This window comes from Burkholderia cenocepacia (assembly GCF_014211915.1).
Classification (GTDB): domain Bacteria; phylum Pseudomonadota; class Gammaproteobacteria; order Burkholderiales; family Burkholderiaceae; genus Burkholderia; species Burkholderia orbicola.
The window spans coordinates 209,227-226,958 of the sequence record NZ_CP060040.1 but is presented as its reverse complement, the minus strand read 5'-3'; the positions used below and the strand labels follow the sequence as shown (position 1 = coordinate 226,958).

19 protein-coding genes are annotated in these 17,732 nt (G+C 68.5%); 9 read left to right on the top strand and 10 right to left on the bottom strand.

The features are described 5' to 3' along the window. The first annotated feature begins 251 nt into the window (after nucleotides 1-251). Both SY91_RS17595 and SY91_RS17590 read left to right on the top strand, forming a co-directional pair. Complete coding sequence (locus SY91_RS17595) at nucleotides 252-959, top strand: class I SAM-dependent methyltransferase (RefSeq protein WP_185921287.1); 708 nt, start codon at nucleotides 252-254, stop codon at nucleotides 957-959. A 97-nt stretch (nucleotides 960-1,056) separates the two neighbouring features. Next, the gene (locus SY91_RS17590; RefSeq protein ID WP_185921399.1) at nucleotides 1,057-1,725 is read left to right on the top strand and encodes a glutathione S-transferase; all 669 of its coding nucleotides are present in this window, start codon (nucleotides 1,057-1,059) and stop codon (nucleotides 1,723-1,725) included. A gap of 6 nt (nucleotides 1,726-1,731) precedes the next feature. Here the strand turns inward: SY91_RS17590 and SY91_RS17585 are convergent, their stop codons facing one another. Beyond that, nucleotides 1,732-2,385, bottom strand: a complete 654-nt coding sequence (locus SY91_RS17585) for a DUF1345 domain-containing protein (protein ID WP_034174884.1) — start codon at nucleotides 2,383-2,385, stop codon at nucleotides 1,732-1,734. Nucleotides 2,386-2,518: 133 nt separating this feature from the next. Here SY91_RS17585 and SY91_RS17580 point away from each other — a divergent pair, with 133 nt between their 5' ends. After that, complete coding sequence (locus SY91_RS17580) at nucleotides 2,519-3,250, top strand: metallophosphoesterase (RefSeq protein ID WP_006479468.1); 732 nt, start codon at nucleotides 2,519-2,521, stop codon at nucleotides 3,248-3,250. A gap of 74 nt (nucleotides 3,251-3,324) precedes the next feature. Here SY91_RS17580 and SY91_RS17575 read toward each other — a convergent pair whose 3' ends face one another. Both SY91_RS17575 and SY91_RS17570 read right to left on the bottom strand, forming a co-directional pair. Then, on the bottom strand, nucleotides 3,325-4,026 hold the full coding sequence (locus tag SY91_RS17575) for an RES family NAD+ phosphorylase (protein WP_011548178.1): 702 nt from the start codon (nucleotides 4,024-4,026) through the stop codon (nucleotides 3,325-3,327). After that, complete coding sequence (locus tag SY91_RS17570) at nucleotides 4,023-4,442, bottom strand: MbcA/ParS/Xre antitoxin family protein (RefSeq protein ID WP_006490694.1); 420 nt, start codon at nucleotides 4,440-4,442, stop codon at nucleotides 4,023-4,025. Before SY91_RS17570 ends, SY91_RS17575 begins: the two co-directional genes overlap by 4 nt. A 234-nt stretch (nucleotides 4,443-4,676) precedes the next feature. Here SY91_RS17570 and SY91_RS17565 point away from each other — a divergent pair, with 234 nt between their 5' ends. Next, entirely contained in the window at nucleotides 4,677-5,459 is a 783-nt protein-coding gene (locus SY91_RS17565) for an ABC transporter substrate-binding protein (RefSeq protein ID WP_034175296.1), read from the top strand. A 227-nt stretch (nucleotides 5,460-5,686) separates the two neighbouring features. On the opposite strand, the gene SY91_RS17560 is transcribed toward SY91_RS17565, so the two are convergent. After that, entirely contained in the window at nucleotides 5,687-5,935 is a 249-nt protein-coding gene (locus tag SY91_RS17560) for a hypothetical protein (protein WP_074803957.1), read from the bottom strand. Nucleotides 5,936-6,543: 608 nt separating this feature from the next. Between SY91_RS17560 and SY91_RS17555 the strand changes: the two genes are divergently transcribed. Continuing rightward, a complete protein-coding gene (locus tag SY91_RS17555) occupies nucleotides 6,544-6,930 on the top strand; it encodes a GtrA family protein (RefSeq protein ID WP_011548182.1) in 387 nt (128 codons plus the stop codon). A gap of 37 nt (nucleotides 6,931-6,967) precedes the next feature. On the opposite strand, the gene SY91_RS17550 is transcribed toward SY91_RS17555, so the two are convergent. Then, nucleotides 6,968-8,458, bottom strand: a complete 1,491-nt coding sequence (locus tag SY91_RS17550; protein ID WP_011548183.1) for a sigma-54 dependent transcriptional regulator — start codon at nucleotides 8,456-8,458, stop codon at nucleotides 6,968-6,970. A gap of 453 nt (nucleotides 8,459-8,911) precedes the next feature. Then, nucleotides 8,912-9,829 carry a metal-dependent hydrolase gene (locus SY91_RS17545; RefSeq protein WP_006479473.1) on the bottom strand — a complete coding sequence of 306 codons (918 nt, stop codon included), beginning with the start codon at nucleotides 9,827-9,829 and terminating at the stop codon, nucleotides 8,912-8,914. Between the two features lie 580 nt (nucleotides 9,830-10,409). Here SY91_RS17545 and SY91_RS17540 point away from each other — a divergent pair. The 3 genes from SY91_RS17540 to SY91_RS17530 all read left to right on the top strand — a co-directional run bounded on the left by SY91_RS17540 (nucleotide 10,410) and on the right by SY91_RS17530 (nucleotide 11,822). Next, complete coding sequence (locus SY91_RS17540) at nucleotides 10,410-10,751, top strand: FKBP-type peptidyl-prolyl cis-trans isomerase (RefSeq protein ID WP_006479474.1); 342 nt, start codon at nucleotides 10,410-10,412, stop codon at nucleotides 10,749-10,751. 25 nt (nucleotides 10,752-10,776) lie between these two features. Next, on the top strand, nucleotides 10,777-11,550 hold the full coding sequence (locus tag SY91_RS17535; protein WP_006479475.1) for a helix-turn-helix transcriptional regulator: 774 nt from the start codon (nucleotides 10,777-10,779) through the stop codon (nucleotides 11,548-11,550). Nucleotides 11,551-11,624: 74 nt separating this feature from the next. Beyond that, entirely contained in the window at nucleotides 11,625-11,822 is a 198-nt protein-coding gene (locus tag SY91_RS17530) for a hypothetical protein (RefSeq protein WP_185921422.1), read from the top strand. Here SY91_RS17530 and SY91_RS17525 read toward each other — a convergent pair. After that, complete coding sequence (locus SY91_RS17525) at nucleotides 11,811-12,281, bottom strand: winged helix-turn-helix transcriptional regulator (RefSeq protein ID WP_185921286.1); 471 nt, start codon at nucleotides 12,279-12,281, stop codon at nucleotides 11,811-11,813. The genes SY91_RS17530 and SY91_RS17525 overlap by 12 nt on opposite strands. 153 nt (nucleotides 12,282-12,434) lie before the next feature. Between SY91_RS17525 and SY91_RS17520 the strand changes: the two genes are divergently transcribed. Continuing rightward, the gene (locus SY91_RS17520; RefSeq protein ID WP_185921285.1) at nucleotides 12,435-13,670 is read left to right on the top strand and encodes an MFS transporter; all 1,236 of its coding nucleotides are present in this window, start codon (nucleotides 12,435-12,437) and stop codon (nucleotides 13,668-13,670) included. Nucleotides 13,671-13,916: 246 nt separating this feature from the next. On the opposite strand, the gene SY91_RS17515 is transcribed toward SY91_RS17520, so the two are convergent. From SY91_RS17515 to SY91_RS17505, 3 genes are read right to left on the bottom strand one after another with little or no spacing between them, the layout of a single operon-like run. After that, nucleotides 13,917-15,083, bottom strand: coding sequence for a glycosyltransferase family 4 protein (locus SY91_RS17515; protein ID WP_027808979.1), 1,167 nt, complete (start codon nucleotides 15,081-15,083; stop codon nucleotides 13,917-13,919). Then, nucleotides 15,083-16,267 (bottom strand): glycosyltransferase family 4 protein, encoded by a 1,185-nt coding sequence (locus SY91_RS17510; protein WP_074803970.1) that lies wholly within the window; start codon nucleotides 16,265-16,267, stop codon nucleotides 15,083-15,085. The genes SY91_RS17515 and SY91_RS17510 overlap by 1 nt, the downstream gene beginning before the upstream one ends. After that, complete coding sequence (locus SY91_RS17505; protein WP_006479479.1) at nucleotides 16,264-17,730, bottom strand: O-antigen ligase family protein; 1,467 nt, start codon at nucleotides 17,728-17,730, stop codon at nucleotides 16,264-16,266. Before SY91_RS17505 ends, SY91_RS17510 begins: the two co-directional genes overlap by 4 nt. Between the last annotated feature and the right edge of the window lie 2 nt (nucleotides 17,731-17,732).

The following is a 17,732-nucleotide window of genomic DNA, read 5'->3' as shown; positions in this document are numbered from 1 at the left end:
CATGCGACGGCCAGGCGGGGGGAGAGAAACGAGTATGCGCCGGATTCGCCACCGCGATGCGGTGTGGTCAGACATTTTTAAATGCGAATCGACCCCGGGAAACCGCCGCCGGAAACGAAGCGGCATGCACCCGCGAGTCGGGTAGTCGGCATACCGGAATGATTGCTCGTCTTGTTGCGCCGGCCGCGCGCGCATACGCTGCCCGTCATGCTCGCGGACACGTCGTCCGCGCCCGTCAAGAGGAACCCGCCATGTCGCTTCCCGCCAGCGCCGCGAAATTCGATCCGTCACGCGCGCACGAATACGCCGAACAATCGCGCATCGCGCTCGCCGGCTACGACGCCTGCCATGAACTCGCCGCCTGCATGCTCGCGTCGGCAATCGGTGCGACCGATGCCCGGATTCTCGTGGCCGGCGCGGGCGGTACGGGGCAGGAAATCTGCGTGACGGCCGCGCTCGAACCGGGCTGGCACTTCACGGCCGTCGACCCGTCCGCGCCGATGCTCGCGCTCGCGCGCTCGAATGTCGAGGCCGCGGGTTTCGGCGCGCGTACCGCGTTCGTCGAGGACGGCGTCGACGCGTTGCCCGATACGCCCGCGTTCGACGGCGCGACGCTGATCGGCGTGCTGCATCACGTGCCGGGCGACGACGCGAAAGCCGCGCTGCTGCACGCGATCGCGCGGCGACTGAAGCCCGGCGCGCCGCTCGTGCTCGCCGGCAACCATCGCCGCTACGCGGACCACCCTCGGCTGCTCGACGCCTGGCAGCAGCGCTGGCGCATGAAGGGCGCCACGCCCGACGCCGTGCGCGCGCAACTCGCGAAGATCCTGCAGGGCGCCGATCCGCCCGCGTCCGAGGAAGCCGTATTCGCGCTGCTGCGCGACGCGGGCTTCGATGCGCCGCTGCGTTTTTTCGCGAGCCTGTTCTGGGGTGCGTGGATCGCGGTGCGGCGCGCATGACGGTTCGATGCGGTGCGCCACGACGCGCACCACACGATTCGCGAACGCGCCGCGTGCGCTCGGTATGATGTCGTTCCCGCCCCCTTCCGGCCTCGACATGCTCACCGTCCATCACCTGAACAACTCGCGTTCGCAGCGCGTGCTCTGGCTGCTCGAAGAACTGGATGTGCCGTACGAGATCGTGCGCTACGAACGCGATCCGAAAACGATGCTCGCGCCCGCCGAATTGCGCGCGATCCATCCGCTCGGCAAGTCGCCCGTCGTGACCGACGACGGCCGCACCTTCGCCGAATCGGGCGCGATCATCGAATACCTGGTCGCACGCTACGGCAACGGGCGCCTCGCGCCGCCGCCCGGCTCGCCCGAGCGGCACGACTACACGTACTGGCTGCACTACGCGGAAGGGTCGGCGATGCCGCCGCTGCTGCTCAAGCTCGTCGCGCTGCGGATCGCGCATGCGCCGATGCCGTTCTTCGCGCGGCCGATCGCACGCAAGATCGCCGCCACGCTGCAGTCGGGTTTCGTCGATCCGCAGATCGACCTGCATCTCGGCCACGTCGACGGTGCGCTGACGCGCAGCGGCTGGTTCGTCGGCGACGGCTTCAGCGCGGCCGACATCCAGATGAGCTTTCCGCTCGAAGCCGCGACCGCACGCGGCGGCGGCAGCCGGTATCCGGCGATCGCGCACTTTCTCGACACGATCCATGCGCGGCCCGCGTACCAGCGCGCGCTGGAGCGCGGCGGCCGGTACGACCTGCTCAAGTAACCGGCGTCAGCTCAGCAGCCCCGCCGCGACGTTGATCGACAAGCCGAGCACGGCCATGTTGAAGTAGAACGACAGGATCGACTGCGCGAGCACCGAGCGCCGCGCGGAGCGGTTCGCGAGCGACACGTCGGCCGTCTGCGACGCGACCGCGAGCGTGAATGCGAAATACAGGAAATCCCAGTAATCGGGCTCCGGGTTCCGGTCGGGGAAACGGAGCGCGCGATCGTTGCTCGGCGAGCCGTAATAGAGCCGCGCATAGTGCAGCGTGAAGATCGTCGGGATCAGGAACCACGCGCCGAACAGCGTCGCGCCCGTAATCGCGTAGTGGCTGAGCCCCGCGCTGAAGCCGACGCTCTTGGCGGTCGCGAGTTCGATCGCGATCGCCGCCACGCTCGCGACGGTCGCGAGGCACACGACGGTCAGCACGGTCGTCGCGTTTTCGTCCTCGCGAATCGCGACTTCGCGCACCTTGTGATGATGCGCGGTCACCATGCGAACCCACATCAGCACGAGGTACAGCCAGACCGCGCAATCCCAGCCGATCAGCACCCGCGCGGTCGGGCGCAGCGGAAACGGCAGCAGCACCGCGCACAGCACGCCGGCGACGAACGCCGCGACCATGCGCGGCCGGTTGCGTAATACCTGCGGATAAAGCGTCATCGTGTGATTCCGAAAGCGGATGGAAAGGGTTCGGCCGGTGCACTGGAAAGCCGCCGCGCCGGCGGGTAACGCGCCCCGATTATCGCCATTCCGTCGTGACGTGGCGATGGGCACGAGCGCCTAAGATAAGGGGATGACCGCCACCGCCCTGCTCTGCCGCCATCCCGCGAACCCGGCCGGCCGCGACTTCGTCGTCGGCGACCTGCACGGCTGCGTGGACGTGCTGCGCGCGCTGCTGCACGACGTCCGCTTCGATCCGGCCCGCGACCGGCTGTTCTCGGTCGGCGATCTCGTCGACCGCGGCCCGGCCTCCGAAGCCGCGCTGGACCTGCTCGACCGGCCGTGGTGCCACGTCGTGCGCGGCAATCACGAGGAAGTGCTGAGCCTCGTCGCGCGCGGCAAGCTGCCGCCCGACGCGTGGCGCGGGATCGGCGGCGACTGGGGCGCCGACCTGCCGCCGGAACGGCTGCACGCGCATGCGGTACGCGTCGACGCGCTGCCGCTCGTGCGTGTGATCGGCGACGGCCCGGCGCGCTTCAACGTGCTGCATGCGGAATTCTTCGGCTCGGATGCGGATCTCGATACCGGCAGCTATCCGCACGACGTGCGCGAGCGGCTGATCTGGGGCCGCGATCTGATCCAGGGGCTCGCCGATCCGGCGCGGCAGGCCGGACTGTCGCTGACCTGCACGGGGCACACGCCGGTGCGTGAACCGCAACGGCTCGGCGCGCAATGGTTCATCGACACGGGTGCGTTCGCGCCGGCCGGGCGCCTCACGCTCGCCGAGCCGCGCACCGGCCGCACGTGGTCGATGACGCAGGCCGAGGCGCGCGAACGCCACGCGGGCGACTGGCCGCTGCCGTGACGGGCCGGTCGGTGGCCGGTGGCCAGTGTCCGCTCCGCGCCATGCAACGCCCGCCGCGCCCGGCCAGGCGAACGCTAGCCGACCTGATTCAGTTCGAACACCGCATCGACGGCCGAGCCGTTCCAGTTGTATTCGAGATAGGCCGCATGCTGGCAGTCGCGCAGCAGCGTCGTGCGGAATGCGGCGAGACATTCGCCGCGCGGGTCGCGCACCGACGGATAGACGATCCCCGCGCCGCCGGCCTGGCGCACCGCGCGGCCGAATGCCTGCCCCGCGCTGTAGTCGACCGGGTCCAGCAACGCGGGATCGCGCTGCGGCCACGTGCGCACGTCGGCAACGTCGCCGTGCGCGAGCACGGTATAGAGCCGCATCTGCTGGCGCATCGGCGGCTCCTTGGTCGCGGCGAGGAACAGCCCGCTGTGATAGCGCGTTTCCGCGATCGCCGTATCGCGCGAGCGCGTGCAGTAGAACACGCCGTAGCTGCCGTCCGAAAAGCGGCTGCCCAGCGGATTCAGGTGCGTGAACGCGGCCATGATCGGCCCCCAGCCCTGCCCGTAGCGGCGCTCGGCGGGCGGCACGAGCTCGAGCGTGCCGACTTCGTTGCGGATGCGGTCGTTGGTCAGCGATTCGAGCGCGTAGAGCGCGTCGAAATCGTCCGCCGACGCGACGCGGTCGAACAGGTTGATGGCCGGAAAACGGGTGGGAATCACGCGATAGGCGGGCGCCCAGTCGACGGTGGTCGTGGGCCACCGGGTGACTTCGATCGGTGTCGTCACGCCCAGCCACCCCGCATCGCATCGAGATATTGCCGCACGGCCACCAGGTCGCCGACGTTGCCGGCCAGCATCCGGTCGAGCGCGCGCTTGCCGCCGAACGGCGCCGCATCGTTGGGCCGCTTGACCCACGCATCGGCCGCGGCGGGCTGCGGCAGCAGGATCTGCAAGCCCTTGTAGATACCGAGCAAGAGCGACAGCCGCTCGAGCGTATCGCGCGGCAGGCGCGCCGATTCCGGCGCGGCCTTCCACTTGAAGAACGTCGAGCGGCCGGGCGACCCGAGCAGCACGATCTGCTCGTCGATCGTCAGTTCCCAGTCGCGCGCGATGTTGAAAAACGCACGCAGGCCGGCCGCCGACATCTGCGCGACCGAAGCGTGCGGCAAGGCGGAATGCGAATCGTAGGCGGGCTGTGACATGACGGTTAGTCTCGAAACGAATTTACTAACAAGATTAGTCCATTCTTGTATTTTTGCAAGGGTCGCACCAGCGATTACGTCCACGCATCTGATAAATCGATATTTTTTGTCCATTCTGGACTCTTATTTTATTTTCTGCGTTAATGGCCGGGCGGACACCGCGTCACGGCGCGGGTCGTGTCCGTGGAGACCATGTCGCACGGAAACCGGATGCACCATGCCAAGGAACGCACCATGAAGAGACTGATTGCCGCTGTTTCGATCGCCCTGCTCGCGGTATCCGCAGGCCCCGCCGTCGCGAAGGACTGGACCACGATCCGCTTCGGCACCGATGCCAGCTACGCGCCGTTCGAGTCGAAGGCGCCGGACGGCAAGCTCGTCGGCTTCGACATCGATCTCGGCAACGAGATCTGCGCGCGCCTGAAGGCCAAATGCGTGTGGCTCGAGAACGATTTCGACGGAATGATTCCGGCGCTGAAGGCGAAGAAGTTCGACGCGGTGCTGTCGTCGATGTCGATCACGCCGCAGCGCGCGCAGCAGATCGGCTTCACGACGAAGATCTACAACCAGCCGACGCGGCTCGTCGTGAAGAAGGGCTCGTCGCTGCTGCCGACGGCCGAATCGCTGAAGGGCAAATCGATCGGCGTCGAGCAGGGCACGACGCAGGAAACGTATGCGAAGGCGTACTGGGGCAAGCAAGGCGCGAACGTCGTGTCGTACCAGAACCAGGACGGCGTGTATGCCGACCTGATCGCCGGCCGCCTCGACGCGGCCCTCCAGGACGAAGTGCAGGCCGCGATCGGGTTCCTGAAATCTCCGCGCGGCGCGAACTACACGTTCGTCGGGCCCGAGCTCGTCGACGAGAAGATGCTCGGCATCGGCGCCGGCATCGGCTTGCGCCAGGAGGACACCGACCTGAAGGCAAAAATCGACCGCGCGATCCACGACATGGTCAAGGACGGCACCTACAAGCGGCTCGCATCGAAGTACTTCGACTTCGACATCTACGGCGGTTGAAAAACGGCGTCGCGCGCGTACGGATGACTGCTTCCGTCGCGCGCGTCCGACCGCCCCTCCCCTTCAACCGGATGGCAACGGCATCGCGCGGTTCGCCGTTGCATCGAATGCCTGTCTTCTTGCGTCGTCCGCAGCGCGCGGCACGACGCTTCGCGTCATCGTTCGGATTGCATATCGATCGTTCGCGGCAACGACATGCGACGCGAACGGATGTCGTGCGGATCGATTCAATAGGCGAAAACCGGGCGGCGCGGCACGGGCGCCCGTGCGCACATGCCCATGCGGATCGGGTTCGCGTGCAGGAAAGTGCCGACCCGGCGCGGATGACCGGCAACCAGCCGGATCCGCCTCGCACCGGGCGCGGAGAGATGGCCTGTCGAGGCATGCCGGTCCGCTGCAAGCGCGATGCTCGAACGGCGATGTCCCGAATCACTGCGATCGCGGCCTGCGGACCGCGGCGTGTGATGATCGATCATTTTTCTACCCCGTTTGCTGTCTGATGTTGGTTCCGGCAACCGGACGATGCCGATGCTCCGGCGATCAGCCGACGACGTTCCGTGCTCGCCGTGACGCGGCTGCTGCACCGCGTCCGACCGCCGCATCCCGCGGACCGCGTCCTGGCCGGTACGGAAAGCTTTCGCTGCCTGACCGGAGGACCTCGCGTCGTCGACTCTCGCACGTCTCTCTTCGCAAGGACCGGGCCAGCGCGGCGCGAGCCCGGCCGGACAAGGCGGCGGCCGGGCCGGCTGGCGGCCGGAACGGGCATGGCATGCGGGAAGTTACGAAACTGAAACGTCGGCGCAACGGCGGGCGCCGGCCCCGTGACGGCGGGGCCTTGCGGAATAAGGCTGAACAATGGAGCGCGGAATTTTTACCGGCGGCGGGATGGCCGATCGACCCGTTTCGCCGCGGCAATCCGCCCGGCGATCCACACGAAATGTTTCATGCGCTTTACATGCCGACGCCGGCGACAACGCGCACCGCACGTCGCTGCCGGGAGGTGGACGCGGCCGCCGATCGCATGGCTATACTGCGACACCGCTTCACGCGATCTCACGCGACTTCACGCAAACAACCGCCCACGATGATCCGTACCTTCCATGCCGCCGAGCGCGCCAGGCTGATCCGCTTCGGCGTGTCCGGCGTCGGCTCGACCGCATTGCATGCGCTGATCGCCGCCGCGATGTTCGCGCTGTTCGACGCGACGCCCGTCATCGCGAACGCGACCGCGTTCGTCTGCTCGACCGCGTTCTCGTATCTCGCCAATACGCTGTGGAGTTTTTCGTCGCCGGTGACGTGGGGCAACTTCGTGCGCTTTCTCGCGGTCGCGATGGCCGGCCTGGCCGTGACGATGCTGCTGGCGCACGGCACCGACGCGCTCGGGCTCGCCCGCGCGTGGAGCATCGTCGCGGTCGTGCTGTGCGTGCCGCCCGTCACGTTCGTGCTGCACCGGCTGTGGACCTATCGCTGAACCGGTCCGCACGCATCACACGCCTCGCACCCGCCGCTCAGCCGACGCGCTGATGCCCCGCGTCGCCCGACGGCGCGCCGTCGTGCCCGCCGCTGTCGCCATTCCCGCCGTTGCCGCCGTTGTTGTCGTGATCGTTCAGCCCGTGCTCGATCATCATCCGGTAGAGCGTCACGCGTGAAATGCCGAGTTCGGCGGCGGCCTTGTTGATCCGGTGGTCGTTGCGCAGCAGCGCGTTCTCGATCGCGGTGCGTTCCGCCAGCGCCCGCGCCTGCTCGAGCGTCACCGGTTCGGTTTCGCCGGGCGTATCGAGCCCGAGATCGTGCGGCGTCAGCAGCCGGCTCTCGGCCATCACGATCGCGCGCCGCACGCGGTTGATCAGTTCGCGCACGTTGCCGGGCCACTCGTAGCGCCGCATCGCGTCGAGCGCGGCCGACGTGAAGCCGCTGATCTTGCGGCCGCTGTCGGCCTTGAATTTCTGCAGCACGTAGTGCGCGAGGATGTCGATGTCCTTGCCGCGCGCGCGCAGCGGCGGCTCGTGAATGCGCAGCACGCACAGCCGGTGATAGAGATCCGCGCGGAAGCGCCCGGCCTCGACCGCGCCGTCGAGATCGACGTGCGTGGCCGAGATGATCCGCACGTCGACCACGATCGATTCCTGGCCGCCGAGCCGTTCGATCTTGCCTTCCTGCAGGAAGCGCAGCAGGCTCGCCTGGCTTTCGACCGGCATGTCGCCGATCTCGTCGAGAAACAGCGTGCCGCCGTTCGCCGATTCGATCCGGCCCGCGCGCCGCTGGTTCGCGCCGGTGAACGCGCCGCGCTCATAGCCGAACAGTTCCGACTGCAGCAGGTGATGCGGAATCGCACCGCAATTGATCGCGACGAACGGCCCCTTGCCACGGCCGGAGCGCTCGTGAATCGCGAGCGCCGTCAGCTCCTTGCCGGTGCCCGACTCGCCCGAGATGAACACGCTCGCGTCGGTCTTCGCGACCTTGCGGATCGTGCTGAACAACTGCTGCATCGCCTCGCAGTTGCCGATCATCCCGTGTTCGCCGATCGACGCCGCATAGGCGGCGCCGTCGACGCGATCGAGCGCGGCCATCCCGCGCGCATGGCCGAGCACGTGCGAAATCCATTCGTACGGCAGCGGCAGCGTCACGTAATCGAAGCAATAGCTGCGGATCAACTCGCGCACGGCGGGGCCGATCGTGATGCCGGCCTGCGCGATGGAAATCCAGCCGATCGCCGGCTGGCTCAGGCACATCTTCAGCGCGGGATAGTCGCGCGACGTGAACCCGGTGAAATCGACCAGCCCGGCGGCCACGCTCACGCCGCAGGTCATGTTCTGCGCGGCGCCGGCCGTCTTCGCGACCGTGATCTCCCAGCCGAGCCCGCGCAGTTGCGCCAACAACGGCTCGTCCGGCGTGCGCATGATCACGAACAGCTTGCGGCCGGCCTCGGGAGCGGTGACGGACACGTCCGTCATCTCGGGCGCCGCCGGCCCGTTTGCGTCGGGTGACCTTGCAACCATCGTTGTTCCCCGCTTGGCGTTGGTATCGCGCGCCGGCTCGCCGCCGCGTACGACGGACACGATCGAACCAACATATTGGCCGTATTTCCGTCCGAATAAAATCCCCCTTCGCATGAATCGCGCCGGAGGTCGACGTTGCCATGAACGGTATATCGATGCGGCAGGCCCGCGGCTAGATGGGTGTTATCCCGTAGCGGGCGCCGTGCGCGACCGGCAAGGACCGGCGCCGAGCGCGCAAAGCCGCGCCGGTACTGGCGCACGGCGATGGCGAACGACGCGGCGCACGCATGACCGGCGCGGCGGCGCGTGCGCGTGCAACCGGTCGGCCGGGCACGCGGGCGCCCGTGCAACCGGTTCCGGTTGATTTTCGTCAATCGTCGGAAGAAGCGGGCTGATGCACGCACGCAACATGCGCGGCGCCCCGCCGCGTGGGTGGGGCGAGGGACGGCCGGGTCAGCGGCCCGATGCGAGCGGCGCCGGCGCGTTGGCGCGACCGCGGCCGGCCGGCGTGCCGCCGTGTTCGCCGTAGGTGGCGGCCAGTGCGTCGACCCGCGCGAGATGATGGTGATTGTCGTGATCCCACGGGTGGAAGCCCGGCCGGAAAAAGCTCAGCCATTCGCCGGCGATGCGCGGAAACAGCCCGCGGCGCGGCCCGTACAGGAACGCGATCATCCGCAGCATGCCGCGCACGTGATGGTCGGCGCCGCGATCGCGCCACAGCAGCGTCGCATGCATCAGGAACACGGTCGGCCAGAACGTCAAGGTCGTCAGCAGATACACGCCGATGCGGATCAGGTAACGGCGCAGCCCCGGCTTCATCGCGGCATTCCACACGTCGAACGACACGGCCTTGTGCTCGGTTTCCTCCAGCGCGTGCCAGATCCACATCTGTCGGTAGCCTTCGACCGAACCGTCGAGGCGCGTCGGGTCGCGCAGCAGCCAGTCGGCGAGCATCGCCGTGTAGTGCTCGGCGGCCACCGTGTGCGCGAGCTGCACCGAATGCGGCAGCTTGCGCTTCATGTAGCCGAGCACCGTCCACACGCGCTGGTCCAGCTTGCGCGCGGGCAGCCGGTTCGCCTGCATCAGCTCGTTGTATTCGATGTGCTCGCGCGTGTGCATCGCCTCCTGGCCGATGAAGCCGAGCACCTGCTGCTTCAGCACCGGATCTTCGATCCGGTCGCGATAGTTGCGCACCGAATCCATGAAGAAGCGCTCGCCGGCCGGAAACAGCAGCGACAGCGCGTTGAAGAAATGGGTCACGTGCGACCCGAGGCCATGCCAGTCCTTCGCGCGTTCGACCGGCAGGTCGAAGCGCAGGTCGCGGCGCACCGGCATGATCCCGGCCGCGGTGGCGGAAGCGGCTGACTTCATTGCATCGTTCTCCTGTTGCGGCGCGGCCCGGCGCATCGTCCGACGCGGCCGGCGCCAGCCCGGGCGGCGCAGCGCGCGCCGCCAAAATCATGACATCGACAGATGTAAAGATAGGCCGCGCGCGCCGGCACACGCAAGCCGTGCGGTAGATGCGCGCTTCCAAACAGGGCACGGTCGGCAACGCGGAAAAAACGGCGCTCGAGCGACGCGCCGACGGGTCGGAATTCGAACGCGGGAGTGCGCGTCAGGGCGAGGCGCCGGATGCAGTGCGGCGCCCGGCGATCGGCCCGCAAGCACCGTGTGGCGGGCCTTTCGCGGGATCGGGCAAATGATCGTGCAGCAGGCTGTACGTGAGCCGGCCACATCGATTCATACGCGCAGCGCACTGCCGTGGTGCAACCTTGGGCCCGCGGCTCGCGAAAAATTCAAACGCGCGTTCCAATTGCGTGTCGAGCGATCCCGCGCGCGGCGCTCCGCCACGCTTGCCGATACGCGTACGGCGGCACGAAATCCACGCGCGCCGGCCCGTTGCGCGCTCGCCTACAATAGCGGTTTCACGCAACCTCTTTCAGGAGAAATCATGTCCGTCATCACGACCGAATCGGGCCTCAAGTACGAGGACCTGACCGAAGGCACCGGCGCGGAAGCGCAAGCCGGCAAGACCGTCAGCGTCCACTACACGGGCTGGCTGACCGACGGTCAGAAATTCGATTCGAGCAAGGATCGCAACGACCCGTTCGCGTTCGTGCTCGGCGGCGGCATGGTCATCAAGGGCTGGGACGAAGGCGTGCAGGGCATGAAGGTCGGCGGCGTGCGTCGCCTGACGATCCCGCCGCAACTCGGCTACGGCCCGCGCGGCGCAGGCGGCGTGATTCCGCCGAATGCGACGCTCGTGTTCGAAGTCGAACTGCTCGACGTCTGACCCCGCATCCGGCCGTTTCCTTCCGATGGAACGCATCGCCTCCCCCGCCATCGCGCTGCGCCGCTACGACACCTGCGAAGCGTCGGACGTGCACGACTTCCACCAGGTCGTGCTCGGCGTCGATGGCGCGATGGTGATGGCGGTGGACGGCATCGGCCGGCGCATCGACCGGCACGCGGCCTGGCTGATTCCGGCCGGCGCGCGCCATGACTACGCGGGCCTCGGCGACAATCGCCAGCTCGTGATCGACCTGCCCGCCGCGTCGCTCGCGGTGCCTCAGCGACTGTTCGACCATGCGCGCGCCGTGTCGATCGACCCGGCGCTCACGTCGCTCGTCGCGCAGGTCGCGGCGGCGGCCGCGCAACACGATGCACCGGACGGCGACGCGCGGCAGGCCGCCGCGCACCGTTTCCAGTGGCAGGCCGCCGCGCGCCTGTGCGACGCGCTGCTCGACGACGCGGGCATCGCCGCGCCCGCGCCGGGCCTCGATTTCGCGCGCATCGACCGCTGGCTGCGCGCCCGGCTCGCCGACCCGCTGCGCATCGCCGATCTCGCCGCGCACTGCGGCTACGGGATGCGCCGGTTTCATCAACTGTTCGTCGACGCCTTCGGCGAAACCCCGCATCGCTACCTGCAGCGGCTGCGGCTTGACGCAGCAGTGGTGCTGCTCGCCGACGGCCGGCATGCGCTCGTCGACATCGCGGGCAGCGTCGGCTTCGCGGATCAAAGCACGTTCACGCATGCGTTCACGAAGCGCTTCGGCGTGGCGCCGGGACGCTGGCGCGGCGAACGGCACTGAACGCATCGGCATCCGTCCCAACGCTTCACGTCCCGCTGAAATATTGCACGTCGGCCAGCGCCTACGATGGACGCATGGTTACGACCACACCGCGCCCCGCTTTCCCGACCACGCCCGCGTTCGTCGCGGTCGAATCGCGCAAGGCCACGCCCGAGCGGGCCGGCATCGCGTCGGCCGTGCCGAATGCCGCGCGGCAGGCCGGTGGCGCGACGAGCGTCGCGTCTGCCCAGTCGACAGCCCCTTCGCCACGCATCGCGCGCTCATCGCCGTGACGCGCTCGCCTCGTCGTCGACCTTCCTGACGACCGTGTCGGCCGCCCTCACGGGCCGGCCGTCGTCGTGCCGCAGCGCGAGCTTGCGGATCGCACGCCCGGTGCCGCGATCGACCAGCACCGAATGCCGCTCGCCGCGCGCGAACAGGTTGGCCTCGCCCCACTGCCGCAGCATCACGATGACCGGAAACAGCCCTTCGCCCTTTTTCGTCAGCACGTACTCCTGATACGCGGTGCCGTCCGACGCCGGCACGACGTCGAATACGCCCGCGTCCACCAGCATCTTCAGCCGGTCGGACAGGATGTTGCTCGCGACGCCGAGACTCGCGCGGAAATCGCCGAAGCGGCGCACGCCGTCGAACGCATCGCGCACGATCAGCAACGCCCAGCGATCGCCGACGATATCGGTCGCGCGTGCCACCGGGCACGGCGAATTCGCAAGACTTTTCTGCCTGGCCATCTTTCTCTCCGCAATCGTGCCGGCCGCCTTCGCGGGCATGCCGGCCATCCGTGCACGGGCCTCAGGCCCGCCACCCAACAAGTTGCATTTTAAAACTACTTTCCCTACACTCCAATCCAGTTTCAAATTGCAACCACATTGCGCGAGGAATCCATGGAATCGTCCTGTCATTCCGGCACCGTTGCATCGAACGCGTCGACCGACGCGATCCATCCGGCCGAGGACGGCCGCCTGTCGTCGGCAAGCGTCGCGCTGCTGGCCGTCTGCTGCGCGGCGAGCGTCGCGAACGTCTACTACGCGCAGCCGCTGCTCGATTCGATCGCACGGGATTTCGGCGTGTCGCAGGCCGCCGTCGGCGGCGTCATCACCGCGACGCAGCTCGGCTGCGCGCTCGCGCTGCTGTTCGTCGTGCCGCTCGGCGACCTGCTGAACCGCAAGCGCCTGATCGCCGTGCAGCTTGTGCTGCTGAGCGCGGCCTGCATCGGCGTGGCCACTGCACCGACGCGTGGCGCGCTGCTGGCCGGAATGGTCGCGGTCGGGCTGCTCGGCACCGCGATGACGCAAGGGCTGATCGCGTGCTCGGCCGCCCTCGCCGGCGCGGGCGAACGCGGGCGCGTGGTGGGCGCCGCGCAAGGCGGCGTCGTGGTCGGACTATTGGCCGCGCGCTCGCTGGCGGGCGTCGTCACCGACATCGCGGGGTGGCGGGCCGTCTATCTCGTGTCGGGTGCGCTCGCGATCGCGATGCTCGTCGTGCTGTCGCGGCTGCTGCCCGATATGCGCGAACCGCGCGCACGCATCGGCTACGCGGCGCTGCTGCGCTCGATGGTGTCGCTGCTGCGCGACGAACGCGTGCTGCGTGTGCGCGGCGCGATCGCACTGCTGATGTTCTCGGCGTTCAGCATCTTCTGGAGCGCGCTCGTGCTGCCGCTGAGCGCGCCGCCGCACGCGATGTCGCACACGCAGATCGGCGCATTCGGCCTTGTCGGCGCGCTGGGTGCGGCGGCGGCGGCCCGCGCGGGCCGGCTCGCGGATCGCGGGCGCGGCGAAGCGACGACCGGAGCGGCACTCGCGCTGCTCGCGTGCGCGTGGCTGCCGCTCGCGTTCGGCAATACGTCGATTGCATGGCTGATCGTCGGCATCGTGCTGCTCGACGTCGGCGGGCAGGCCGTGCACGTCGTCAACCAGAGCATGATTCTCGGCGCGCGGCCCGATGCGCATGCGCGCCTCGTCGGCTGCTACATGCTGTTCTATTCGGCCGGCAGCGGGCTCGGTGCGATCGCGGCGACGATGATGTATGCGCGCGCCGGCTGGACCGGCGTCTGCGTGCTCGGCGCGGGGGTAAGCGTGGCCGCGTTCGGGGTGTGGGCCGCGACGCTGCGGCGTGCATGAGGCGCGCGGCCATGCGGGTCGAGCGTCTGCGTGCTCCGCGCGGGGGCGAGCGTGGCCGCGTTCGGGGCGCGGGCCGCGACTGCGGCGCGCATGAGACGCGTCGGCCGTGCAGATCGAACGGGAAACGCCAGGCCGCCCTCTGCTGGCGGCCGGCCCGCGAACCGGCCACGCACGCGCGCCGATCGGGCTTTCGGTTCCACTGCGGTCCCGCTGCGGTTCGACGCACACGGTGCGCGCCGCGAACGTTCAGCCTGCCGCCTGAATCGCCTCTTCGTACACGCCGGCCACGCGCCGCGCGATCACCGCATTGTCGAAATGCTCGCGCGCATAGCGCTTGCATGCGGCCTCGTCGGGCAGCGCGATCGCACCCGACAGCGCGCCGCCGAGCCCTTCGGCAATTGCATCGGCGCCCGTCGACGGCAGCACGAGATCGCTCGACAACCCGGCGACCGCCTCCGGCAACCCGCCGACCGGCGTGACCAGCACCGGCGTGCCGGACGCCAGCGATTCGACGGTGATCAAGCCGAAGCCCTCGAGCGCGACCGTCGGCACGACACTGACCGTCGCCGCGCGGTACAGCGCCGCGAGATGATGGTCGGGCACGAAGCCGAGCAGCTTCACGTTGTCCTGCAGCCCGGCTTCGTCGATGCGCTGCTGCAGTTCCTCGCCGATCTTGCCCTTGCCGGCGATCAGCAGCAGCACGTCCGGGTGACGGCGCTTGACGACGCCGATCGCATCGATCAGGTCCTCCAGTCCCATGCGCCGCACGAGCCGGCGCACGGCCAGCACGATCGGCCGGTCCTGCGGCAGTTGCAGCTTGTGCCGCGCCTCGGCGGGCGTGAGCGGCGTGTCGAACTGCGCGGTATCGACGCAGCCGGGAATCACGCGCACGCGCGACGGATCGATCCCGTACCGGTTCGTCAGGATCTGGCCGAACGCCTGCGACAGCACGATCAGCCGCGACGAGCGCGTATACACCGCTTGTTCGAGATAGCGCTTCGCGCGCTGCCCGAGCGACGCGGCGCCCTCGACCTGGCTTTCGTCGGCCCACGGCCCCTGGAAGTGCGACACCTGCGGAATCCCGCGCGTCACGTCGAGGCCCGGGAACGTGTACAGCGCGAAGTGCGACGAAATCACGTCCGGCCGCGCGCTGCGAATCTCGTCGCGCAACGCGCGCCGCGCGGCGAGCATCCGGCGCGCGAGCGGCTCCGACGCGGGACCGAAACCCTGGATCGCCCCGCCCGTGTCGTCGGCGACCTTCGGCGAACCGGCCACGAGCCCGCGCACCTCGACGCCCGCGCCGGGCAGCGCGCCGACGAGCGAGTAGTACATCCGGTCGAGGCCGCCCGCGCGTTCGGGAAACCAGTGCATGCCGATCTGCAACGATTTGATCGGCCGGGAAGAGTGGGACATCACGGTTGCTCCTGCGTGATTGCATGCTCGACCCGCTCGAAGGCGGACGGCTGCGTGGGTTGGCCGATGCGCCGGTAAAGCGCGACGTACTGGGCGCCCATGTGCGCCCAGCCGAAACGGGTCATCAGTTCGCGGGCCGCGTCGCCCATCGCGCGACAGGTGTCGCGCGACGCCGCGAGCGCGCCGATCGCCTGCGCGAGTGCGGCCGGATCGTCCGGGTCCTCCAGCACGATCCCGCATTCGCGCGTGATGATTTCCGCGCCGCCCGCCGTGCGCGCGGTGACGACCGGCAGCCCGGCCGCCATCGCCTCCAGCAGCGACAGGCTCATCGCTTCGTAGCGCGACGGAAAGACATACGCGTCGACCGAGCGCATCAGCGTCGGCATGTTCTTCACGAGCCCGAGGAAATGCACGCGCGAATCGATGCCGAGCGCGCGCGCCTCTTCCGGATACGGGCTGCCGGGCAAGTAGCCTGCCACCGCCAGATGCACGTTGGCGGGCAGCTTCGTCAGCGCCTTCAGCACGGTGCCGAGGTTCTTGCGCGGCGTGCGCAGGTCGCCGACGAACAGCAGCAGGAACGCGTCGTCCGGCAGCTTGAACGCCGCGCGATCGGCCTGCGCGCCGGCGAACGCGCTGCCGTCGACGCCGTTGTAGATCACGCTGATCTTGCGGCTGTCGATGCCGAGCCCGGCGATCTCGTCGGCCACCTTCTGCGACACGGCGGTGATCGCGCGCGAACGCTTGTACGCCCAGCGCTCGAGCACGGTATTCACGCGCGTGTAGACGTACTGGTAAGCCGACCACAGCCCCTTGGTGGGCCCGAACGGATAGTACGGACTCTTGAACCAGCCACCGTGCACGAAGTGCGCGGTATTGACGTCGGCCTTGATCCACGAGATGAAGCCGTTCACGTGCAGTACGTCGTATTCGCTACGGTGCGCGCGCAGCCACGCCGCGCTTTTCAGCGCGAACACCTGCTGCTTGACGAGATTCGACGGCCAGAAGCCGCCGACCTTCACCGGCACCCAGCGCACGCGCGGGTCGGCCAGCAGTTCGGGCGCGACATGCGACGCGACCAGCGTGACCTCGTAGTTCTCGGCCAGCGCCGCGCGCGCAATTTCGTAATTGACGCGGCCCTGCCCGTCGTTATGTCGCACGACGTGCGTGACGATCGCGATTCTCAATGGTCGCCTCCCCGTGAACGCGCGGCGGCCAGCAGGCGTTGCGCCTTCTGCCAGTGCGCCGCGGCAAGTATCGAAAAAATGGCTGTGAACATCAGCAGGCCGCCGGTGCCGATCAGCGAGTTCGTGAACACGAGCATCGCGAAGGTCGACAGGCACAGGCTCAGGCACGCGCCGACGAACTTGTCCTTGCGCAGCTTGAACGCCGCGCGCAGCGTGCGGCCGAACAGCATCACGACGCCGGCGAGATACAGCAGCGTGCCGGGCCAGCCGAGCACGAACGGCACGTTCATCACGCCGCTGTCGAAGCTGCCGTACTTGCCGAGCTCGCCGCTGTCGCTCGACAGCTTCGTGGACGCGCCGGTCGCGCCCATTCCTTCGCCGGCGACGTCGGTAAACGCCGTCTGCGCGAAGGTCGCGTAGAACTTGTTGCGGTCGTCGTAGCTGCGGTCGTCCTTCAGGTTCGTGATCGACTGCAGGCGCGCGCCGAGCCGGTCGGCCACCGGCCCGACGGTCAGGAGCGGCACGCACAGCCCGACCAGCACGACGCCGCTGATCAGAATCCGCATCCGCACGCGGTTGCTCGATTGCACGAGCTGGATCGCGAGCGCGATCACCCAGCCGCCCCAGGTCGAGCGCACGAGACACAGCGCGAACGACACGAAACCGGCCGCGCCCGCGAACCAGCGGATCTTCTGCGGCGCGACCAGCACGAACACCAGCGCGCCCATCATCGCGAACGCGAACGGCCCGGACGAATTCATCGTGCTGAACACGCGCACGCCGTACGGCACCGGCTCGCCCTGCGAGCCCATCTGCGAGCCGACCATCCACAGCACGTCCCACTGCGGCATCACGAAATACTGCACGACGCCGTACAGACCCATCACCAGCATGCCCCACATGAAGGTGGACAGCAGCACGTCGCGATACTCCGGATAGTTGCGCGCGTTCACCATGATGTGAAAGCCGATCAGGATCGGGTACAGCCAGTTCGCGAGGTCGTAGGTCGCGGCCATCACGCCGCTCGACACGATCCCGACCAGGTACGCATACACGAGCCCGAACAGGATCAGCAGCACCGGAATCCCGCGCCGCTGCGCGAGCACGCGGTAATGCCTGACGAGCCCCAGGCCGGCGATCATCGTCACCGCGAGCGGCGCGACCTGGATCAAACTCGTCGGCGTGAACGCGCCCTTCGACCAGTCGGCCAGGCGCCGCACTTCCGGGCTCAGGAACCACACCCACCACATGAAGCCCACGTAGCGCGCCGGGCTCTTGAAATACAGCCAGACGCCGACCCCGATGGCCAGCACCGGGAACGCGAGCGTCAGCACCTTGCCCTGGTGGATGGCGATCAGCGCGGCGGTCAATGCCCACAGCCCGGCCTGCCCGGCCCAGTGCTTCGGCTCGGCGAACCAGCTGCGGGCGCGCGACGGCGCGCGTTCGGCGGCAATCGTACTCATCG